This is a genomic window from Psychrobacter fulvigenes (assembly GCF_904846155.1).
Taxonomy (GTDB): domain Bacteria; phylum Pseudomonadota; class Gammaproteobacteria; order Pseudomonadales; family Moraxellaceae; genus Psychrobacter; species Psychrobacter fulvigenes.
Genome location: NZ_CAJGZP010000001.1, coordinates 1626440 through 1644633 on the forward strand (window position 1 = coordinate 1626440; position 18194 = coordinate 1644633).

Here is an 18194-nt window from a genome sequence, read left to right on the forward strand (position 1 = left end):
TGCCAGCACTGAATAGTGACGATAAAAAACAACCGACCGCTTTGCTATCTTGTTTTTGGTCCGTTATTAGCAATTATTAGACTGTCATCGGTATAGGGATAATCATATCCCAACAATCAGCCAATAAAACTATCTAATAAATGTTGGGTAGTAGCGTAAACCGTTTATATGAGTGAAGTATTTAAGTAAGCAATCAACTTGGGTCTGTTGCAGTAATAGACACTAAATTAATAATAATTCATGAAATAAATTTTTACACTTTAGCTATTCGTTCAGGTGCGTTACACTCTTATAGATTGATGGGCTAATGGCACTCAAAACCTAGGTTGCAAAGTCATCTACTAATCTAGATGCATCATTAAAAGGGAAGAGATGGAGGGTTGTGACTCAAATTAATCTAGTGTTGACCTGCTAGAGAAACATACCGTTTAAAAACATCAATAATTGCAATAAAGATTAAACTGATTTTATTTTAAATACCAAACCTATAAAAAGGACAGAAAGTTATGCATAACTCTCTTGGAATCACGGAAGAACGCATTGGCCAGATTAGCGATATTGCCACTAACTATGTACAAACGGATCAATCATTGCTTGAGCGTTTTATTCATAGCTATTATGAGCTATTACATAATGAGATAGCTGCTGCGATTAGTAACGCCGACTTAGCAGGTATGGCATTACATCATTTCACGCTACTAAAAGCCTATGATGGCAATAAACCCATACTCGCTATTTTTAACCCTGTCGCCGAAGAACATCATTTTCACAGCTCACACAGTGTTATCCAGATGGTTGCGTATGATCGCCCATTTTTGGTAGATACTATGCTCATGAGTTTGGAAGCTCAGGGCATTGATGTACACCGCATTTATAATACGATTGTCAGTGTAGAGCGCAATGAAGATGGCAGTCTTGCAAAAATTGATAGTGCGAGTGAAAGCGCTACCTCTCATATGTCGCTGATTCATTGTGAGATTGCTTATCAAGACACTGAAGAATTGGCAACACTATATCAAATATTGTTAGACAAAGTGGATACGCTCGATACCGTAGTCGGTGATTGGAAACAGATGCGGTCGCGTTTGATTGAAATCAAATCTGAGTTATCACAGCAGCCATTGCCTGAAGTGTTTTATCCACAGCAAGAAATACAAGCATTTTTAGACTGGATATTAGATGATCACTTTATCTTTTTGGGATACCGTGAATATCGCTTAGAAAATGGCAAAAAAGTAGCGTTAGATAGTGAGGACGCTGATCTGGACTTATATGCCATTGGTAACAGTGGCCTGGGTTTATTGCGCGGCGCAGCAGAAGACACACTATCAGAGAGCTTCAATAAGCTCCCTAAAAACCTCAAGCAGCTGCTCACTGAACCACGGGTATTGATGCTCTCAAAGTCAAGTCGTGTTTCACCTGTGCATCGCTCCGTCTATATGGACTTTTTGGGTATTCATAAGTTTGATGAAAATGGCGATCTGGTCGGCGAATGTCGCTTTATTGGCTTATTGACCTCACAAGCCTATCAATTGCGCGTGCAAGAAATCCCACTGTTGCGTGAAAAAGCCAACAAAATAATGGCGATGGCAAAGCTGCCAAGTGAAGGTCATGCTTATTATAAAATGATGCATGTAATCAACACCTTGCCACGTGATGACTTGTTTCAAGCCAGCGTTGAAGAGCTGTATCCTATGGTGTCGGGAATCAGCCAATTACAAGACAAGAAGAGCTTGCGCTTATTCAGCCGTATTGACCATTATCAGCGTTTTGTCTCCTGTTTGGTATATATTCCACGCGATAAATTCAATACTGAACTGCGACTCAAAGTACAAGAGGTACTAAAGGAAGCTTACGGCGGCACTTCATCTGGCTTTACCACCGAATTTAATGAATCTGAGCATGCCCGCGTCCATGTGCATGTGCGTACAGTACCTGGTCAAATAAACGAGGTAGACACCGCTGTGCTTGAAGCCAAGCTCTCTGCACTGATGGAGTCTTGGTCTGATCACTATCAGCGCATGCTGCTAGACAATGTCGGCGAGCAACAAGCCAATACCTTAAAGCGTCAATTTTTAGAGTATATTCCAGCTGCTTATGAAGAACGTTTTGATGCGCGCTCTGCTGTCGAGGACACCAAGCGTCTGGCCGCTTTGAGTGATGAGCAGCCGATGAACTGGCATTTGTATCGCTCTACAGGAGATGCTGGCAATAAATTGCATTTAAAGCTATATGGCCGCGAGCAACCCACCATATTGTCTAAAGTATTACCCATACTTGAAAGCTTCGGGGTGTCGGTGATCTCAGCACAGACTTATGAGTTTGATCTGCCAGAGCAGCCAATTTGGATGCAAGAGTATGAATTAATATTGGAGAATGTCGAAACGGTCAATATGCAAGTGGTAGGCAGTCAGTTTGAAGACAGTCTCAAGCAGATTTGGGCGGGACGTGTTGAAAACGATAGTTTTAATGAGCTGATACTTACGACCCAACTAGGTACATACGATGTGGTGCTGCTGCGGGCGTTGTCGCGTTATATGGTACAAGCACGAGCGCCATTCTCTAGCACTTATATTCAGCAAACTGTCGCAAAAAATAGCACTATAAGTGTGGCGCTGTCTGAATTATTTGATGCGCGTATGAATCCTGAACACAGCGAAGAAGAGCGTGCCAGCAAAACTGAGAAGATTCAGGAACAAGTTTTGGCGGCTCTGGCAAATGTCAGTAGCTTAGATGAAGATCGTATCTTTCGTTGGTTCTTAGATTTGATTAATGCCATGGTGCGTACCAACTTTTATCAAAGAGAGGCTGACGGTCAGCGTAAAGACCGCTTGTCGTTTAAGTTTTTGGCGGATGATATTCCAAACTTACCGAAGCCGAAACCCATGTTTGAAATCTTTGTCTATTCGCCACGTGTGGAAGCGGTGCATCTACGTGGGGGCAAAGCAGCGCGTGGTGGTCTGCGTTGGTCAGATCGTATGGAAGACTATCGTACCGAAGTGCTCGGCCTAGTCAAAGCTCAGATGGTCAAAAACGCTGTCATCGTCCCTGTCGGTTCAAAAGGCGGTTTCATCGTCAAGACCAAAACCATGGCCGATGGTCGTGAAGCGTTTCAAGCAGAAGGCATTGCCTGCTACCAAGCGTTCCTTCGCGGTATGCTCGATGTCACTGACAACATTGTTGATGGAGAGATTGTCCCGCCAGCCAATACCGTGCGCCATGACGAAGATGACCCGTATTTAGTAGTTGCCGCCGATAAAGGCACGGCGACCTTCTCTGATATTGCCAATGCTTTATCTAGCGAGTACAACTTCTGGCTCGATGATGCCTTTGCCTCTGGTGGTTCGGTTGGTTATGATCATAAAGCGATGGGTATTACTGCACGCGGTGGTTGGGAGTCGGTCAAACGTCACTTCCGTATGCGCGGTATGGATATTCAAAATCGTGATGACTTTACGGTTGTCGGTATTGGTGATATGAGCGGGGACGTATTTGGCAATGGTATGCTGAGATCCGCTCATACCAAGCTGGTCGCCGCCTTTAACCACTTGCACATCTTTATCGATCCAAATCCGGATACCGCCGCTTCTTTTGCAGAGCGCGAGCGCTTGTTTGAGATGCCACGCTCGACCTGGGATGACTACGAAAAGTCTCTCATCAGCCAAGGTGGTGGTGTCTTCTCCCGCCAAGATAAAACGATTGCGATCAGCGCTGAGATGAAAGCGCTGTTTGATATCAGTGAGGATAATCTATCGCCAAACGAGCTCATCAGCGCGTTATTAAAATCGCCTGTCGATCTTATTTGGAATGGTGGCATCGGTACTTATGTCAAAAGCGCCAATGAAAGCCATGCCGATGTTGGTGATCGTGCCAATGATGCAGTACGTGTTAATGGTGGTGAGCTACGTACATCTATCGTTGGTGAAGGTGGCAACCTAGGATTTACCCAGCAAGGTCGTATCGAATACGCGCAGACGGGTGGACGCATCTATACTGACGCTATCGACAACTCAGGCGGTGTCAACTGCTCAGACCATGAGGTCAATATCAAAATCTTACTTGGCAAAGTGGTTGAGCAAGGTGATATGACTCTCAAGCAGCGTAATGAATTGCTTGAAAGTATGACAGATACCGTCGCAGAGTTGGTACTGCGCCAAAACTATCTACAACCACAAGCGATTGAGCTTAGCCACATTCGGGCGGCGGCTAATTTAAGTGATCATCAGCGCTTCATTCAGATGCTAGAAGGTGAGGGACGTCTTGACCGTGCAATTGAATACCTACCATCAGACGAAGAGATTGCAAAACGTCAAAAAGCGGGGACTGGATTAACCAATCCTGAGCTAGCGATCGTGATGGCTTATGGCAAAATGTGGGTGTATGACAACTTATTATTGTCAGATTTGCCAGAAGCACCGTATTTCGTTAATGAGCTGAGCAAATACTTCCCTGATGAGCTGGTCGGGCGTTTCTTTGATGAGATGAAAGAACATAGGTTGCACCGCGAAATTATCAGTACTTATCTGACCAACAGTGTGGTCAACCGCTTGGGTATCGAAGCATTATTCCGCTTGTTTGAAGAAACAGGACAAACCCTTGCCACTATCATTCGTGGCTATGCGATTGCCCGTGATGTCTTTGATGTGCCGACTGCTTGGAAGACGCTAGAAGCGTTGGATAACAAAGTCGATGCGACTTTATTGTTGGAGCTTGAGCTGCGTCTGCGCGATGCCATTGAACGCGGTATGGTCTGGTTCATCAATGCCTTTGGTCAAGACTTGCGAGTCGCTGACATGATCAGCCGCTTTGAGGCCAGTGTCGAAAACTTAACCAAATCTGGCGGCTTTATTGAGCAGCAGTTTGCCCAGTATCTACAAGAAGATACCACCAAGTTAACGCAAGACGGTCTGTCAGATAGTGATGCGGCGCTGTTTGCTATGTTGCCTTATCATGTCGACGCGCTGGATGCAGCATTACTTGCTGAGCAATATGAGCGCCCTGTCAATGAGATTGCAACACTGTACTTTGAGGCCTATCAAGTACTGCAGTTAGATTGGATGATGGATAATATCGCCTCCTTACCGCAGCAAGACTATTGGGATCGCCGTGCACGCCACGCATTGGTAAATGAGTTATCACGTAGCTTGCGTCTACTAATGGATGCAGTATTGTCAAAGCCAGATGCCAAGCAAGCATTTAGTGAGTGGCGCTCACGTCATCTCGATCAGTTAGAAACAGTAAAAACCGAGATGCAAAAGCTTGACGACAATGATGATAGCGTGATCAGCCTATCTACTTTGTCAGTATTGATGAGTGAGCTGAGTAGTTTGGTTACTAAATAGGCTGTTCAGTAAGCGACTAAGCCAGTCTGCGTAACAATCCCTTATCATTCTCTTGTTAATAAAACATAATAAGAGAATATTAAGGGAAAGTTATGAGCACGCAAATCTTTAAAATGGTCAGGAACTCAATTAAATATTGGTATATACCACTTATTGTAGGGGTCATCCTTATTGGGTTAGGGATTTATACGTTTACTTCACCACAAGAGTCATATTTAGCGTTGGCTTTACTGTTTAGCCTATCATTTTTGCTATCAGGCTTATTTGAAATTGCATTTTCTGTTGTTAATAGACAAGTCTTAGATAATTGGGGTTGGATATTGGCTTTTGGTATTTTGACGTTTGCCATGGGTGTATTACTTTTAATTAATCCAGCAATCTCAATAATCACTCTTGCTTTTTATGTCGGGTTTTTAGTGCTCTTTCGTTCTATTAGTGCCATTGGTTATGCAATAGACTTGAAGCGCTATGGTATTTCAGATTGGGGTGTTTTAATGGTCGTGGGGGTCTTAGGTTTGATATTTTCACTCTTATTAATATGGAATCCTATTCTCTCTGGCATGACCGTTGTTATTTGGACTGGCTTAGCGCTAATCACCAGTGGTGTCTTTAGCGTTTATTTTTCATTCAAACTCAAAAAGTTAAATGCTCTGCCCAATAAAATCTCTGATAGACTGCGTAATCAGATAGAGTTGCTGCAACATGAAGTTAATGAAGAATTAAGAAGATAAGCTATTATTATATTTTTGATGCAAAAAGCCACCATTAATGGTGGCTTTTTATTGGCTGACTATCACCAGAGTGAAATAAAGGTCATAATAAAAGCTACATTCAATCCAAATCAATCAGACTGTTTAAACGCAGCATTTCGCCATTCTTTTCAAACCATACCTTATCTGCGTCATCACGATAGCTGTCAAACTGTGGCTCTAATACGACATTGCCTTGATCGTTAATCACACCAATCTTGCCAGCCTGCTTATAAGTATAAAGTTGGTGATATAACAGCTTTCTAATAGGTGTGTCTGAAGAGAGAATTAGCTTGCCATTGGCATCAATAATTTGGGCGCTCTCGATATCGTCTTGAATATCCTCGCTCATGCCCTCTGCGGTACTGCCAGCGACCAAAGTACTGCGCAGAAATAACGGCACATCGCCATAACTGTTAAACAACTCAATATGTTGGTTGGCTGCTAGTGGAATGATGACATCATTATTTTGGTCAATCAGCGCGGTTTTGTTTTGCAGGCTAGCTTGTAAATATAAAGGCTCGCCAGTACAAGCGTTCAGCGGATTGATTACATCATACTGCGGCATAATTGCCCAGTAACCTCTATCATCAAGCAGTCCTGTCAGACCATTATTTTTAGCGACTGTATTTTTAGCCACTATAAAATAATCTTGGTCATAATCAGGGGCGTAGTGTGCGTGCTGGATATGCACATCTGCTAATGGATAAATCCAGTCACCATGACGATTGATGATGCCTTGCTTGCTGGTGTTTTTGGCACTGCTGGCATCGTCTGAGGTGTGAATACTGACGATAAAGCTGGTCGCAATATCAGGCTCTGTTTGAATCTCATCATACTTAAAAGGCACGATAATCTTGCCAGCGGCATTTATAACGCCATATTTTCCGTGCTGTTTGGCAAGCACATAAGTGTCCATCAATATATAAGCATTGGTAAGATTGTCTATGATGATATTGCCGTTTAGGTCTTGTAGCTGCTGCGTATCATTGGCTTGTTTGACTAGCTTGCCAGCGAATTTATCATTATTTTCGATACGCTCGAAATAGCTATTGGGTAAGTAACCAGCACAACTGATGGTAGCGTGGGCAGGGGTGATAGCACTAACTGCACCAACAGACAAAATAGATATCGATGTTAAGAGCGCTAATTTGTTGGTCATTGCTATTGCCTTATTATCATACTTTTTATTAACTACTTTAACTGCTGTCTTAATTTACGAGGCTTTTTCATCGGTAGCATTGCTAACTCGGCGACAGCCTTGACCACTGATTTGGCTAAAGCCGCCAGAGAGTTTTTCGACCTTGATTTGGGTTAGGATACGATCCTTTAATGCCTGTACGTGCGAGATAATGCCAATGAGCTTACCTTCTTGCTGCAAGTTGGTTAAGGTGTCGAGCGCTATATCAAGTGACTCTTCATCAAGCGTACCAAAGCCCTCATCCAAAAATAATGAATCGACGCGAATGTTGTGACTGGCCATTTGCGATAGCCCAAGTGCCAGTGCCAGACTGATAATAAAGCCTTCACCGCCAGAGAGATTTTTGGTACTACGAATATCGCCGCCTTGATAGTTGTCGATGACATTGAGCTCAAGCGGATTACTGTCATCATGAATGAGCAAATAGCGGTCACTCATTTTTTGTAATTGCGTATTGGCATGGCTAATCATGACCTCAAACGTTAATCCTTGGGCAAAGGTACGATATTTTTTGCCATCAGCCGAACCAATTAACGTATGTAGCTGCTGCCAAACTTGTAGTTTTTGTTTTTGCTCATCAATCGCAATAAGCTGTGCTGCTTGTTCGCCTTTTCGATCGTCATTGTCCTTGAGCTTTTGGTCGATGGCACCGATCTGCTGACTTAACTCGTCGATATCCGTTTGTATTTGCTGATGCTGGCTTGCAAGCGTTTCTTGGCTTTCATCTGTCATGGGGTTGGCAAGTTTTTGTTCTAACGCTTGCTGAGTGCTTTCCAACTGCAACTTAGCTTGATGCAATGCGTTATTAATCTCTAATTTACGTGTATGTAGTGCTTCGCGCTCTTCTTTAGGCAGGCGGGCACTCAAAAAAGCAGCTTCATTGACGAACTGTGACTCTGCGAGTAAATCAGAAAAGGTGCTTTGCTGCGTATTCAGTGTGGTAGTCGCCGACTGTAGCTCTGTATCTAGCTGTTTCTCTCTAAGTTTTAATTGCTCTAGAGTCTGCTGTACGGTATCTAACTGTCTTTGTGCGACTACTTGCTTGGTTTTAGCTGCATCAACCGCACTGCGTAATTGAGTCTCTTCATTGTCCGTATCTTTATCTGCAAAAATCTCTTTTCTATCGTGCTTTAATTGTTCGATAGCCTTGGTTTTATGAGTAATTAAGCGCTCTAGCTCTTTAAGCGCTGTGTCTTCATTGCTCAGCTGTGCCTGCTTGGTTTCAATCTGCGCGGCCAAACTGCTTAAGGTATTGGCTAGCTGCTGCTGACGGTCTTTCTGCTCATTAAATTGTCGTTTTAACTGGTTTAAAGCGCTGCGCTGTTGACGCAATTTTTCGATATGACGGTCATATTCTGCGCTGTCCATTACCGTTTGCTCATCAAAACTATGACGCAGCTGCATAAGTGCGTCAGATAAGTCTGCCGCATTGAGCGCTGTAGTTAAGTGCTCTTTATATTTATCCGCTGGGTATTTATGCGTTAGAGATGAAACGGTGGTCATGAGAGGCGTTAATTCTGAGAAATTAGCGTCAATCTTATCTTTTATTCCATCAACTTTTTGTGAGTTAAGCTTAATGTCAGTTGTTAGATTATTAATATCGTGACTAACTGTTTGTTGCTGTTTTTCGTCGGTTTCGATGGCAGTACTGAGCTTTGCCGCACTCTCAGTTAAGTTTTCATATTCGACCACTATAATTTTAAGAGACTGTTTATATTCAGTCAGATCATGTTTGGCGGTGTCTAATAAGGATAAGCTATGACCTATATTCGTGATGGTCGTATTAATATCATCGTTTATCTGAGTAAGAGGATTGATAATTGCTGCGATTACTTCAGAGTAATCGTTCTTAGTCTCAAATAGTGACGATAGGTAAGACTGGATATCACCATGTAAGATTTTGGATTGCTGCTGTAGAGCCGCTAGCTGTTGTTGCTGGTTATTAAGAGCTTCTTTCTTTGTGGCGTATTCGATATTGTATGTTGATAAAGCCTGCTCAAGGTTATCAATAACAGTCTCTAATTCAACTATTTGCTGCTGAGTTTGTTGCGTCTTAGTCTGTTTTATTGTGGACGACTGGTCTTGCTCAGCATTGTCGTCGCTATTACTATTATCTAATAATGGATGATGTTTGCTATAAGGATGCTCATGCGCACCGCAAAGTGGGCAGGGCAATCCATCTTCTAGTTCTGCTATGTAGTCTTCAAGCTTAGCGACCTTTTGTAGTAAACTCAGATGCTCTTGCTTTTCTTGGCGTTTAAGTTTGGCGTTTTGAATATCTGACTGACGACTAGCAATGAGTTCTTCTAAGGTCGTTAATTCCTCGTTTAGCGTAGGTAGCGAGAGGTTGGTCTTTTTGATTTGGTTAGCAAGTTCAGACAGCTGGTGTAATTTAAAGCTGGCTTGCGTAATCTGAGTGTTGATCTGATCGATTTGCTCTTGCTCGAAGCGCATACTCGCAAGCGACTGTTTTTCGATGAGTGTTGCTTGCTGCTGTTGTACACTGACCAATTGCTCGCGTTTTTGCTTAATTAACAATTCATCTGCTTCTTGTTGCTTAGATAGCTTATCGAAATGACCTTGTAGCTGGCTTGATTGGTTGTCATGCGCAAGCTTATCCGCCGCTAAACTGACATTATCTTCTAGCAGCGTCTTTAATCGGCTACAGCTGCTATCAAAGGTCGCCATATCTGTATCGAGGTCGTTTAACTCTTGGTAATCGCTAAAATACTTTTCTATATTGGCAAGTTGAGCCTTAGTCTCTTGCTCTGTTTGTCCATGGCTGGCTATTTCTTGGCGTAATCGCTGCGTATTATTGACTAATATGTCTTTACGTTGATTGTCATCTGTTAAAGAATGGGATTGCTGTTTTATCTCAGCATCGAACTCGCGTATCTTTGCAATGATAGGCAAGGTGTCTTGCAAATTGTCCGTGGCTTGCTTTTCAATTTTATTGACATCGTTTACATGGGTAGAGGCTTGTGCAAGCGCTTCTTTCTGAGATGGAATCTTGCTAAGCAAATCCTGTTGTTCAGTGCTAATTCGATTGACCAACTCTCGGCTATAGCTAAGCTCTCGGAAGTGGCTGTCAATCTCTAAAGCTTTATTAGCAATATCTAGGCGCTGTGCTTCTGGAGTAAAGGCTGTCTGAGCCTGCTGTGCTACTGCAAAATCGGTCTGATAGGTCGATAGATTTCGCTGTAGCTGTTCAACACTATCCAGCCATTGCAGTTGCTCACTCAGGGTTTTGAATATTTGCCGTTGTGTGCTTTGCTGTTGATTAAGGCTATCTAAATCTGCTACTAGTAGCTTTTCATCTTCAAGACTTAATAATGATAAGCTACTAACGCCCGCTTGTAGCTTGCCAAGCACTTCTTCCTCAAAGCGTTTCTTTTCATGGACGTTTAACGATATTTTTGCATAGATAGCAGTGCCCGTTATTTTCTCTAAAATCGCTGCTCTATCGCCAATATCAGACTTTAAAAACGCGGCAAAACTGCCCTGTGCTAGCATGATAGAGCGGGTAAATTGATTAAAATCCATGCCAATTAGGTCTTGAATATAGGCGGATGTCTTAGATTTCTTCTCTTCTAAAATCTTGCCAGTTTTGACCTCACTAATCTCATGCTTAATCGGTAATAGGTTGCCCTTGGCTTTTTTGTGGGCGCGATGCTGGTACCAGTAGCATTGATAGCGTTTGGAATCTATTTCGATAATAACTTCTGCTGAGCATTCCCCCGTACCTTGGGTCATGATCTCGTTCGTTGAGCCGGTAATATCACCCAATCTTGGCGTCTGACTATAGAGTGCTAAGCAAATCGCATCCAAGATGGTGGTCTTGCCCGCGCCCGTCTGCCCAGTAATAGCAAAAATGCCTTCATTTAAAAAAGCGGGATCACTAAAATCAATGTGCCATTCGCCTTTTAAGGAGTTCAGGTTTTTAAGTCGTAGTTCTATCAGTCGCATGGGCAGGTCTTATTTTTATATAGAGTAGTTATAAAGAGAGTGGTGACCAGAAGTTCTTGACTAGCATCTAAAATGCGCTGCTATTATTCGGCCTGAGTGTCTTCATGACGCAGGTTATAAACAATTTGATCATAGGCGTCACGTAAGGATGATTTTTGCTCATCAGGAATATTGTGAGCAATTAAGCAGCGCTCAAATACCTCCTCCTCATTTAAGTCTTGTAGCGTTTCAGAGATCTGTTGTTGGTTAAGTACTTTATTATAGGTGCGCGTGTTTTTTATTTTTAATACCTCGCACGGCAAGCCATCTACCATCGCCTGAATATGTTCACGCAACTCGCTGACCACGTCATCACCCGTATAAATAACTTCCAACCACACGGATTCTGCTGCATCAAGAGCTTGGATGGTTTTATCGATAGTCTTATTAATAGACTCCAAATTACCTGAGATTTGCGCCAATTTTTGGAATTTTGGAATGGGTAGGGAAACCACTTGCATCTGACGTGACTCATCATGATGCAGAAGTTGATGTGCTAACTTAGCACCTGTTTGAGTTAAACCTTCTTCAACCGTGCTTTCCTCCTTTACATCACTTTCTACTGAGTCATCAAAGCCAAACAAGTCATCTATAAAACCAGTTGACCGACTTGCTACTTTTTTAGCGGCTTTTTCTACCGACTTTTCAATCTTGGTCACTGTATCAGTAAGCTTAGGCATATTGCTTTCAGATGTACTATTTGACGCTGGCATTTGATCGCTAAAATCATTTTCTACTGCGCCAAACTGTACCAGCAATACTTGCTTTTGTTGCTTGGACTCACCAAAACCCATCGCAATAGGCGATCCTGAATAGCGAATGCTCTCACGACCACCGACACGCTGCGGAACATGCAAATGTCCAAGTGCCACATAGTCAAAGCTTTCATCGAACATATCAGCAGAGATCTTACCGAGTGAGCCGACATAAAGCTCACGCACACCATCATCTTCAGTAGTCGTACCACCTGCCGCGAATAGATGCCCTGTAGCGATGATAGGGATATGACGCTGATGGGATTTTGTTAATTCAGTTTGCTTCGCTTTGGCAATGCTAGCCACTTCATCATAATGGGCACGAATGCCTTTGATAACGTTGGCGTCTTTACTATCTGCGGACTCGCCAGCGCTACTGCTACGCACGTCACGGTCGCGCAAATAAGGGACTGCGGCGATGATGCAATGCGGTGTACCGTCTGCATCGTCTAACACCAAGACCTCATCGTTTAAGTCTTCACAAGCGGTGCCAATGACATGCACGTTTAAAAACTTAAGCACGTTACTCGGTGCATCCAAAAAAGTAGGGGAGTCATGATTGCCCGCGACGATGATGATATGCTCACAGCATGATTTTGAGACCCTGCCTAAAAATTCATAATATAGCGCTTGTGCTCTGTTACTCGGCGTCATGGTATCAAAGATATCACCCGCGACGATAAGGACATCGACTTGCTGCGTGCTAATAGCATCCTGCAGCCAATTTAAAAACGCTTCAAATTCATCATAACGCATACGACCATAAAGCCTACGCCCCAAATGCCAATCTGAGGTGTGTAGGATATTTAAGGGTTTCATAGGCATGAATTTGGTATTGGCAGGTGTGGACATAGTTGAGCTTAAAGACATTTAATAGAAAGCTGTCATTCTAGCAAGAATTGTTGCGGTTTGCTCTTCTGCTCTGTTGCAAGCGCATAAAAAAAGTCCTGCCAATATATTATCGGTAGGACTTAATTTTTTAGAAATTAATAATAAAACCTAACCAATCACCAACTGCTCCAAGCCTTCTTCTTGCTGTGCAGCCAAATTAGCGACCATAGATAGCGCATGCGCTTGCTGGTCTATAGGTTGTTTTGCGCCTTTATCTTTAGTAGTTCCCTCACGTAGCCAGTTACCCGCTGTGTCAGCAGTATTTTGATTGTTTTGCTGATTGTGTAGGTTATACCAAGCCAAATCATGATGCAATGCAACTACGTCTCCCATAATTAATAGAGCTGGCGTGGGCAGTTGGTTCTGCTCTTGCTGAGCAACAATAGTCTCAAGCGTACCAGTTAATACTTGCTGATTGGGCATACTGGCGTTAGAGACGATAGCAATTGGGGTGTCGCTACTGCGCCCTGCGTCAATTAAACCTTCAGTCAAACGTGCCAGCGAATGCAAACCCATATAAAACACCACGGTTTCATCAGTGTTTAAAAAGCTTTTAAAATTGCTATTAGGTGCGCCAGCCTTCAAAAATCCTGTAACGAAACGCACTGATTGTGAGTGGTCACGGTGAGTCAGTGGAATTCCTGCATAGCTGGCGGCAGCGTTAGCAGCGGTAATACCAGGCACGACTTGATAAGGCACACCGTGCGCACGTAGGCTTTCAATTTCTTCACCGCCACGTCCAAAGATAAAGGGATCGCCACCTTTTAAACGCACCACACGGCGACCTTCTTTCGCACTTTTTACCAACAGCTCATTGATACCTAATTGTGCTACCGCATGGTTGCTGCGCTTTTTACCGACAAATACTTTATCGGCATCACGGCGGCATAAATCTAATACTTGTGGAGAGACTAACGCATCATAGTAGACGATATCTGCTTGCTGCATGAGACGCAGCGCTTTAAAAGTAAGCAGTTCTGGATCACCGGGGCCTGCACCAACGATATAGACTTCACCTACGGCTACTTGGGCTAGTTTTGTCTGACTGTTATTTTGAATAGCAGCGTTTTGAGTAGCCGTTAATTCATTTGTTGATACGGGCGCAGTCGCTGATAGAGACTCTATACTGTGCTCATTAGCATGTTGGCTAGTGAGCGTAACAGGGTTACATGTATTAGGGCTAATAGTATTATTGGCGCTATCTTCAAGAGTAGCTACTGTATTTTCTAAATCTGCTTTTAGCTGCGCAGTGGCTTGCGCTTCATTACCTGCAAACATCAGCTGACTGACTTGACCTTCAAAGGCGCGCTCCCAAAACTGCCGACGTCCTGTAAGAGTTGGTATCTTAGTTTTTACCTCGCTACGAAACACACCAGCAAGCTTGGCCAGTTTGCCATAACCTTGCGGAATTAGAGTTTCAAGACGTGCCCGCAATAGACGTGCCAGCACGGGCGCTTTGCCATTAGAGGAGATACCAATCACAATGGGATTGCGATCGACGATTGCTGGAAAGATGAAGTCACATAAATGCGGGGTATCAACCACGTTTACTGGAATATTAAGATCGCTAGCATCAGCGTGAACTTGATGATTCAGCGCCTCAATATTAGTCGCGGCGATGATAACGCGCGCACCTGTCATATAAGCTTTATTATAATTTTCATAGATGAGTTCGTGCTTACTATCTGATAGCAAGGCTTGTATTTCAGCGCTGATACTTGGTGCAAGAATCGTAATGGCAGCACCAGCGCGGCTGAGTAAGTCTGCTTTACGTAGCGCGACATCACCGCCGCCAACGATAAGTACTTTGCGGTCTTCTAATTTAAAAAATAAGGGAAAGGTGTTCATAGCATCACCAGCAATTTATTCAATGTAAGAGATGTCGCCATTATGAGGTATCACAGGCGCACTCTCACTTAGTGAATTGGCATTAGCATATTCGTTTTTGTCATGTTAGCGATAAGTTTTGGTGGAAAAAAGAATAGGGACAACAATAGAAAGAAAAATAAAAAAGCAGATGAGAATAGAGGAGAATAAAGGTGTTTGCCATAAAAAAACCCTCTTACCTATGTGTAAAAGGGCTTTCAAAATTATGGCTGACTATAGCTGTGTACTACAGCTGCGTATGTAAACCACACTCACGGCTTTCTTCAACCTTGGTTGGATCAAAGTAATCAAACTCATTTGGCAGATTATGCTCAAGCAGATAATCGTCTAAATCAGCGTCAGTCTTTTCAAATAAAGGCGCTACTTTCAGCACACCATCTTTTGATAGGCTGAGTACATCAAGACCTTGGCGGAATTCCGTTTGATCTTTTCGAATAGCATTGAACCACACGTCAGGCTTCAGCTCATCTAGCGCGCGGCGGAATGGCTCAAGTTTTACTTGGTCGGTAAATTTGTCATGCTGCGGATTATCAATGCCTGGAATACCGTTCATGGTCGCATTACGATGAGCAGCGGTTTGTTTAGGAATGTAAGTGATAACGTTCAAATCAAGGTCGTTTATCAGCTTATTAGCAAATTGGTAAGTAGCATCAGTGTTATAACCTGAGTCTACCCATAGTACAGTGATATCCGGACGCTGCTTGGCGACCAAATGTAAAATCGCTGATTCGTAAGGGCGGAAGTTGGTGGTGATGATCGGGTTTTTCGCTTGGGTCAGTGCCCATTCTACGATTTCTTCTGGTGACTTACCTTGCAGGTCTTGGTTTGCTTGGTCGATATCTAGATTTGGGTGTAACTGGCTCATGGTAAACTCCTCAATTGTTGTGAATATAAAAATGATTAATAATAAGTTTTATGATTGATGCTACATTAAGCGCCTGCAAACATTGGTAGTGCGGCGGCATTGCGACCATCGTAGCTACTGGCAAGGGCGGTAAACGCTTGTGAGATATTAAAGTCCGATTGTAAGTCGTGTTCATTGAGCACAAAGCTGTCGACGCCCACGCGTAATAGATAAGCAATTTGATCACGGCCAAACGCGCCAGCGACACGAATCTCACCTTGATAGCCAATTTGGCGCAAGGTTTGTGCAAAGCTAAAATTGCGTCCATCAGCGAATTTTGGCACATGAATGACGATGAGATCCTGCTTTAACAGCAGCTCACTGAGCGCTGCCAAGGCATCTGTATCTGTGTCAGCGGTCACCCATAATCCAATACGGCTACTATGCTGTTTGATCAGCTCATATACCTCTTTGACCAAACCCGTTGCTAGTGTCCCTGAACCATCTAATAGGTCAGCCAGTGGTACTAAGACATCAGGTTTTTCCTGTCTTTGCAGCAGCTCAAGTATCGTGAGGTCTATCGAGGCAATACCATCTGGCAGGGTATCAGTGGTTAACGCATGCCAGCTATCGTTATGGCTAATATCGACGCCCTGACTATCCAAAATATGGTGATTAGCCATAGACCTTCTCCTTAAAGGGATCAATACCAACGCGCTCAACCAATTCGCCAAAGCTTTCAACGTCATTATCAGTGGTGGCACGCAGATCGACATAGACATCAACGATCTTTTGAATGGTGTCAGCAACCGCTTCAGTAGGGACGGAGCGGCCTAGTATTTTGCCAAGTTTGGCATCGTTACTCGAGTTGCCGCCAAGACTGATTTGATACCAGTTTTCGCCTTTTTTATCGACGCCCAGGATACCGATATCACCCGTATGATGGTGCGCGCAAGCATTGATACAGCCCGACATGTTTAAGCGGATATCGCCAAGATCATATAGGTAGTCCAAATCGCTAAACTGCTTTTCAATTTGCTCAGCGATATTATGGGTGGTGGCGTTAGCCAGCGAGCAATAATCCCAGCCAGGGCAGACGATCATATCGGTTAAGGTGTTGATATTAGGTCGCGCCAGATGTAGCTCAGACAGCTGTTGCCATAACTCGTATAACTGATTGGTTTGCACGTCAGCGAAGACTAAATTCTGCTGATACGTACCGCGCAGCTCGCCAAAGCTATATTTATCAGAAAGGTCAGCAAGCGCATCCATCTGCGATTCGGTAACATCACCGGATGGTACATACTTACCATCGACTAAGCCTGCTTTTAAAGAAATCACTACCGCGCGGTAACCAGCGACTTTATGCGCCACAGTATTTTGGTTATACCAATTGGCAAAGTCTTTATCAGCGCTTAGTTGCTGCTGCAAATCAGACTGTGTTTGTAGGGCATCAAAGGTCACATAATCAGGTTCACTAAAGAAGCTGCTGGCATGCTCAAAGTTGGCATCCGTCAGCGTCAGTGGCCCGTCCTTGGTATGCGCTTCCCATTCGGCATCGACCAATTTGGCAAAGGCAGGGCCGCCCAAGGTGTCAACCAAAATCTTGATGCGTGATCGGTATTTACTGCCTTTATCACGACGGCCATGTAGGTTATAAACCCGCAATATGGCATCTAGATAGCTAAGCAGATGCTCGCGTGGCAAAAATTTATTGATAACTTTACCAAGGACGGGGATACGACCAAGACCACCACCGACCAAGACTTCAAAGCCAAGCTCGCCATCTTCATTTTTCTTTAAATGCAAACCAACATCATGCACTTGTGTCGCTGCACGGTCATTATCGGTGCCGATAACGGCAATCTTAAATTTACGCGGCAAAAAAGCAAACTCAGGATGAAAGGTCGACCATTGGCGAATGATTTCGCAATAGGGACGCGGATCGGCAATCTCATTTTGATGAATGCCGGCATACGGGTCGGTGGTGGTATTACGGATGCAGTTACCAGAGGTTTGAATAGAATGCATCCGTACCGAGGCCAACTCCGCCAAAATATCTGGCACTTCTTCTAGTTTCGGCCAGTTCAGCTGCATATTGGTACGGGTAGTGAAATGCCCATAACCTTTGTCATATTTACGGGTAATCTCCGCGAGCTTACGCAATTGGTAGCTGGCAAGCAGACCGTAAGGAATAGCGATACGCAACATCGGCGCATAACGCTGGATATAGAGGCCGTTTTGCAAACGCAGCGGCAAAAATTGCTCTTCTGGCAGCTCGCCTGCCAAAAACCGCTCGGTTTGGTCGCGAAACTGGGCGACTCGTTCTTCTACCAAGGTTTGGTCAGCGTAGTTATATTGATACATGACGTAATCTCAATTTTTTAAACATAAAAGCAGCGACGAAAATGATTGGCGTGTGTACTCAATCTTATTGCCAGTCGCAAGGTAAACAATTCAGAGTCACATCATATAAGCTTGCGCCTGCAAACATAAATTCCTTTAAGACATATGTATATC

The 18194-nt window shown here is 43.7% G+C and carries 9 protein-coding genes; 2 read left to right on the plus strand and 7 right to left on the minus strand.

Going from position 1 to position 18194, the window contains the following annotated elements; genetic code table 11:
• Positions 1-506: 506 nt before the first annotated feature.
• Together JMX03_RS07010 and JMX03_RS07015 are read left to right on the plus strand one after the other, a co-directional pair.
• Positions 507-5342 (plus strand): NAD-glutamate dehydrogenase, encoded by a 4836-nt coding sequence (locus JMX03_RS07010; protein ID WP_201595548.1) that lies wholly within the window; start codon positions 507-509, stop codon positions 5340-5342.
• Positions 5343-5434: 92 nt separating this feature from the next.
• The gene (locus JMX03_RS07015) at positions 5435-6073 is read left to right on the plus strand and encodes an HdeD family acid-resistance protein (protein WP_201595551.1); all 639 of its coding nucleotides are present in this window, start codon (positions 5435-5437) and stop codon (positions 6071-6073) included.
• A 100-nt stretch (positions 6074-6173) separates the two neighbouring features.
• Here JMX03_RS07015 and JMX03_RS07020 read toward each other — a convergent pair whose 3' ends face one another.
• The 7 genes from JMX03_RS07020 to JMX03_RS07050 all read right to left on the minus strand — a co-directional run bounded on the left by JMX03_RS07020 (position 6174) and on the right by JMX03_RS07050 (position 18041).
• Complete coding sequence (locus JMX03_RS07020) at positions 6174-7253, minus strand: WG repeat-containing protein (RefSeq protein ID WP_201595554.1); 1080 nt, start codon at positions 7251-7253, stop codon at positions 6174-6176.
• Positions 7254-7307: 54 nt separating this feature from the next.
• Positions 7308-11258 carry an AAA family ATPase gene (locus tag JMX03_RS07025; RefSeq protein WP_201595558.1) on the minus strand — a complete coding sequence of 1317 codons (3951 nt, stop codon included), beginning with the start codon at positions 11256-11258 and terminating at the stop codon, positions 7308-7310.
• Positions 11259-11341: 83 nt separating this feature from the next.
• Entirely contained in the window at positions 11342-12904 is a 1563-nt protein-coding gene (locus tag JMX03_RS07030; protein ID WP_406947694.1) for an exonuclease SbcCD subunit D C-terminal domain-containing protein, read from the minus strand.
• Between the two features lie 147 nt (positions 12905-13051).
• On the minus strand, positions 13052-14791 hold the full coding sequence (cobA, locus tag JMX03_RS07035; protein WP_201595561.1) for a uroporphyrinogen-III C-methyltransferase: 1740 nt from the start codon (positions 14789-14791) through the stop codon (positions 13052-13054).
• A gap of 265 nt (positions 14792-15056) precedes the next feature.
• On the minus strand, positions 15057-15695 hold the full coding sequence (locus JMX03_RS07040; RefSeq protein ID WP_201595563.1) for a phosphoadenosine phosphosulfate reductase domain-containing protein: 639 nt from the start codon (positions 15693-15695) through the stop codon (positions 15057-15059).
• A 65-nt stretch (positions 15696-15760) separates the two neighbouring features.
• Complete coding sequence (locus tag JMX03_RS07045; protein ID WP_201595566.1) at positions 15761-16357, minus strand: DUF934 domain-containing protein; 597 nt, start codon at positions 16355-16357, stop codon at positions 15761-15763.
• On the minus strand, positions 16350-18041 hold the full coding sequence (locus JMX03_RS07050; protein ID WP_201595569.1) for a nitrite/sulfite reductase: 1692 nt from the start codon (positions 18039-18041) through the stop codon (positions 16350-16352). Before JMX03_RS07050 ends, JMX03_RS07045 begins: the two co-directional genes overlap by 8 nt.
• Positions 18042-18194 lie beyond the last annotated feature (153 nt).

What these genes read in the sequence shown, in the direction of transcription:
- JMX03_RS07010 (WP_201595548.1), top strand. Translation starts at nt 507, where the DNA reads ATGCATAACTCTCTTGGAATCACGGAAGAACGCATTGGCCAGATTAGC.
- cobA (WP_201595561.1), bottom strand. Translation starts at nt 14,791, where the DNA reads ATGAACACCTTTCCCTTATTTTTTAAATTAGAAGACCGCAAAGTACTT.
- JMX03_RS07025 (WP_201595558.1), bottom strand. Translation starts at nt 11,258, where the DNA reads ATGCGACTGATAGAACTACGACTTAAAAACCTGAACTCCTTAAAAGGC.
- JMX03_RS07050 (WP_201595569.1), bottom strand. Translation starts at nt 18,041, where the DNA reads ATGTATCAATATAACTACGCTGACCAAACCTTGGTAGAAGAACGAGTC.
- JMX03_RS07030 (WP_406947694.1), bottom strand. Translation starts at nt 12,904, where the DNA reads ATGTCCACACCTGCCAATACCAAATTCATGCCTATGAAACCCTTAAAT.
- JMX03_RS07015 (WP_201595551.1), top strand. Translation starts at nt 5,435, where the DNA reads ATGAGCACGCAAATCTTTAAAATGGTCAGGAACTCAATTAAATATTGG.
- JMX03_RS07045 (WP_201595566.1), bottom strand. Translation starts at nt 16,357, where the DNA reads ATGGCTAATCACCATATTTTGGATAGTCAGGGCGTCGATATTAGCCAT.
- JMX03_RS07020 (WP_201595554.1), bottom strand. Translation starts at nt 7,253, where the DNA reads ATGACCAACAAATTAGCGCTCTTAACATCGATATCTATTTTGTCTGTT.
- JMX03_RS07040 (WP_201595563.1), bottom strand. Translation starts at nt 15,695, where the DNA reads ATGAGCCAGTTACACCCAAATCTAGATATCGACCAAGCAAACCAAGAC.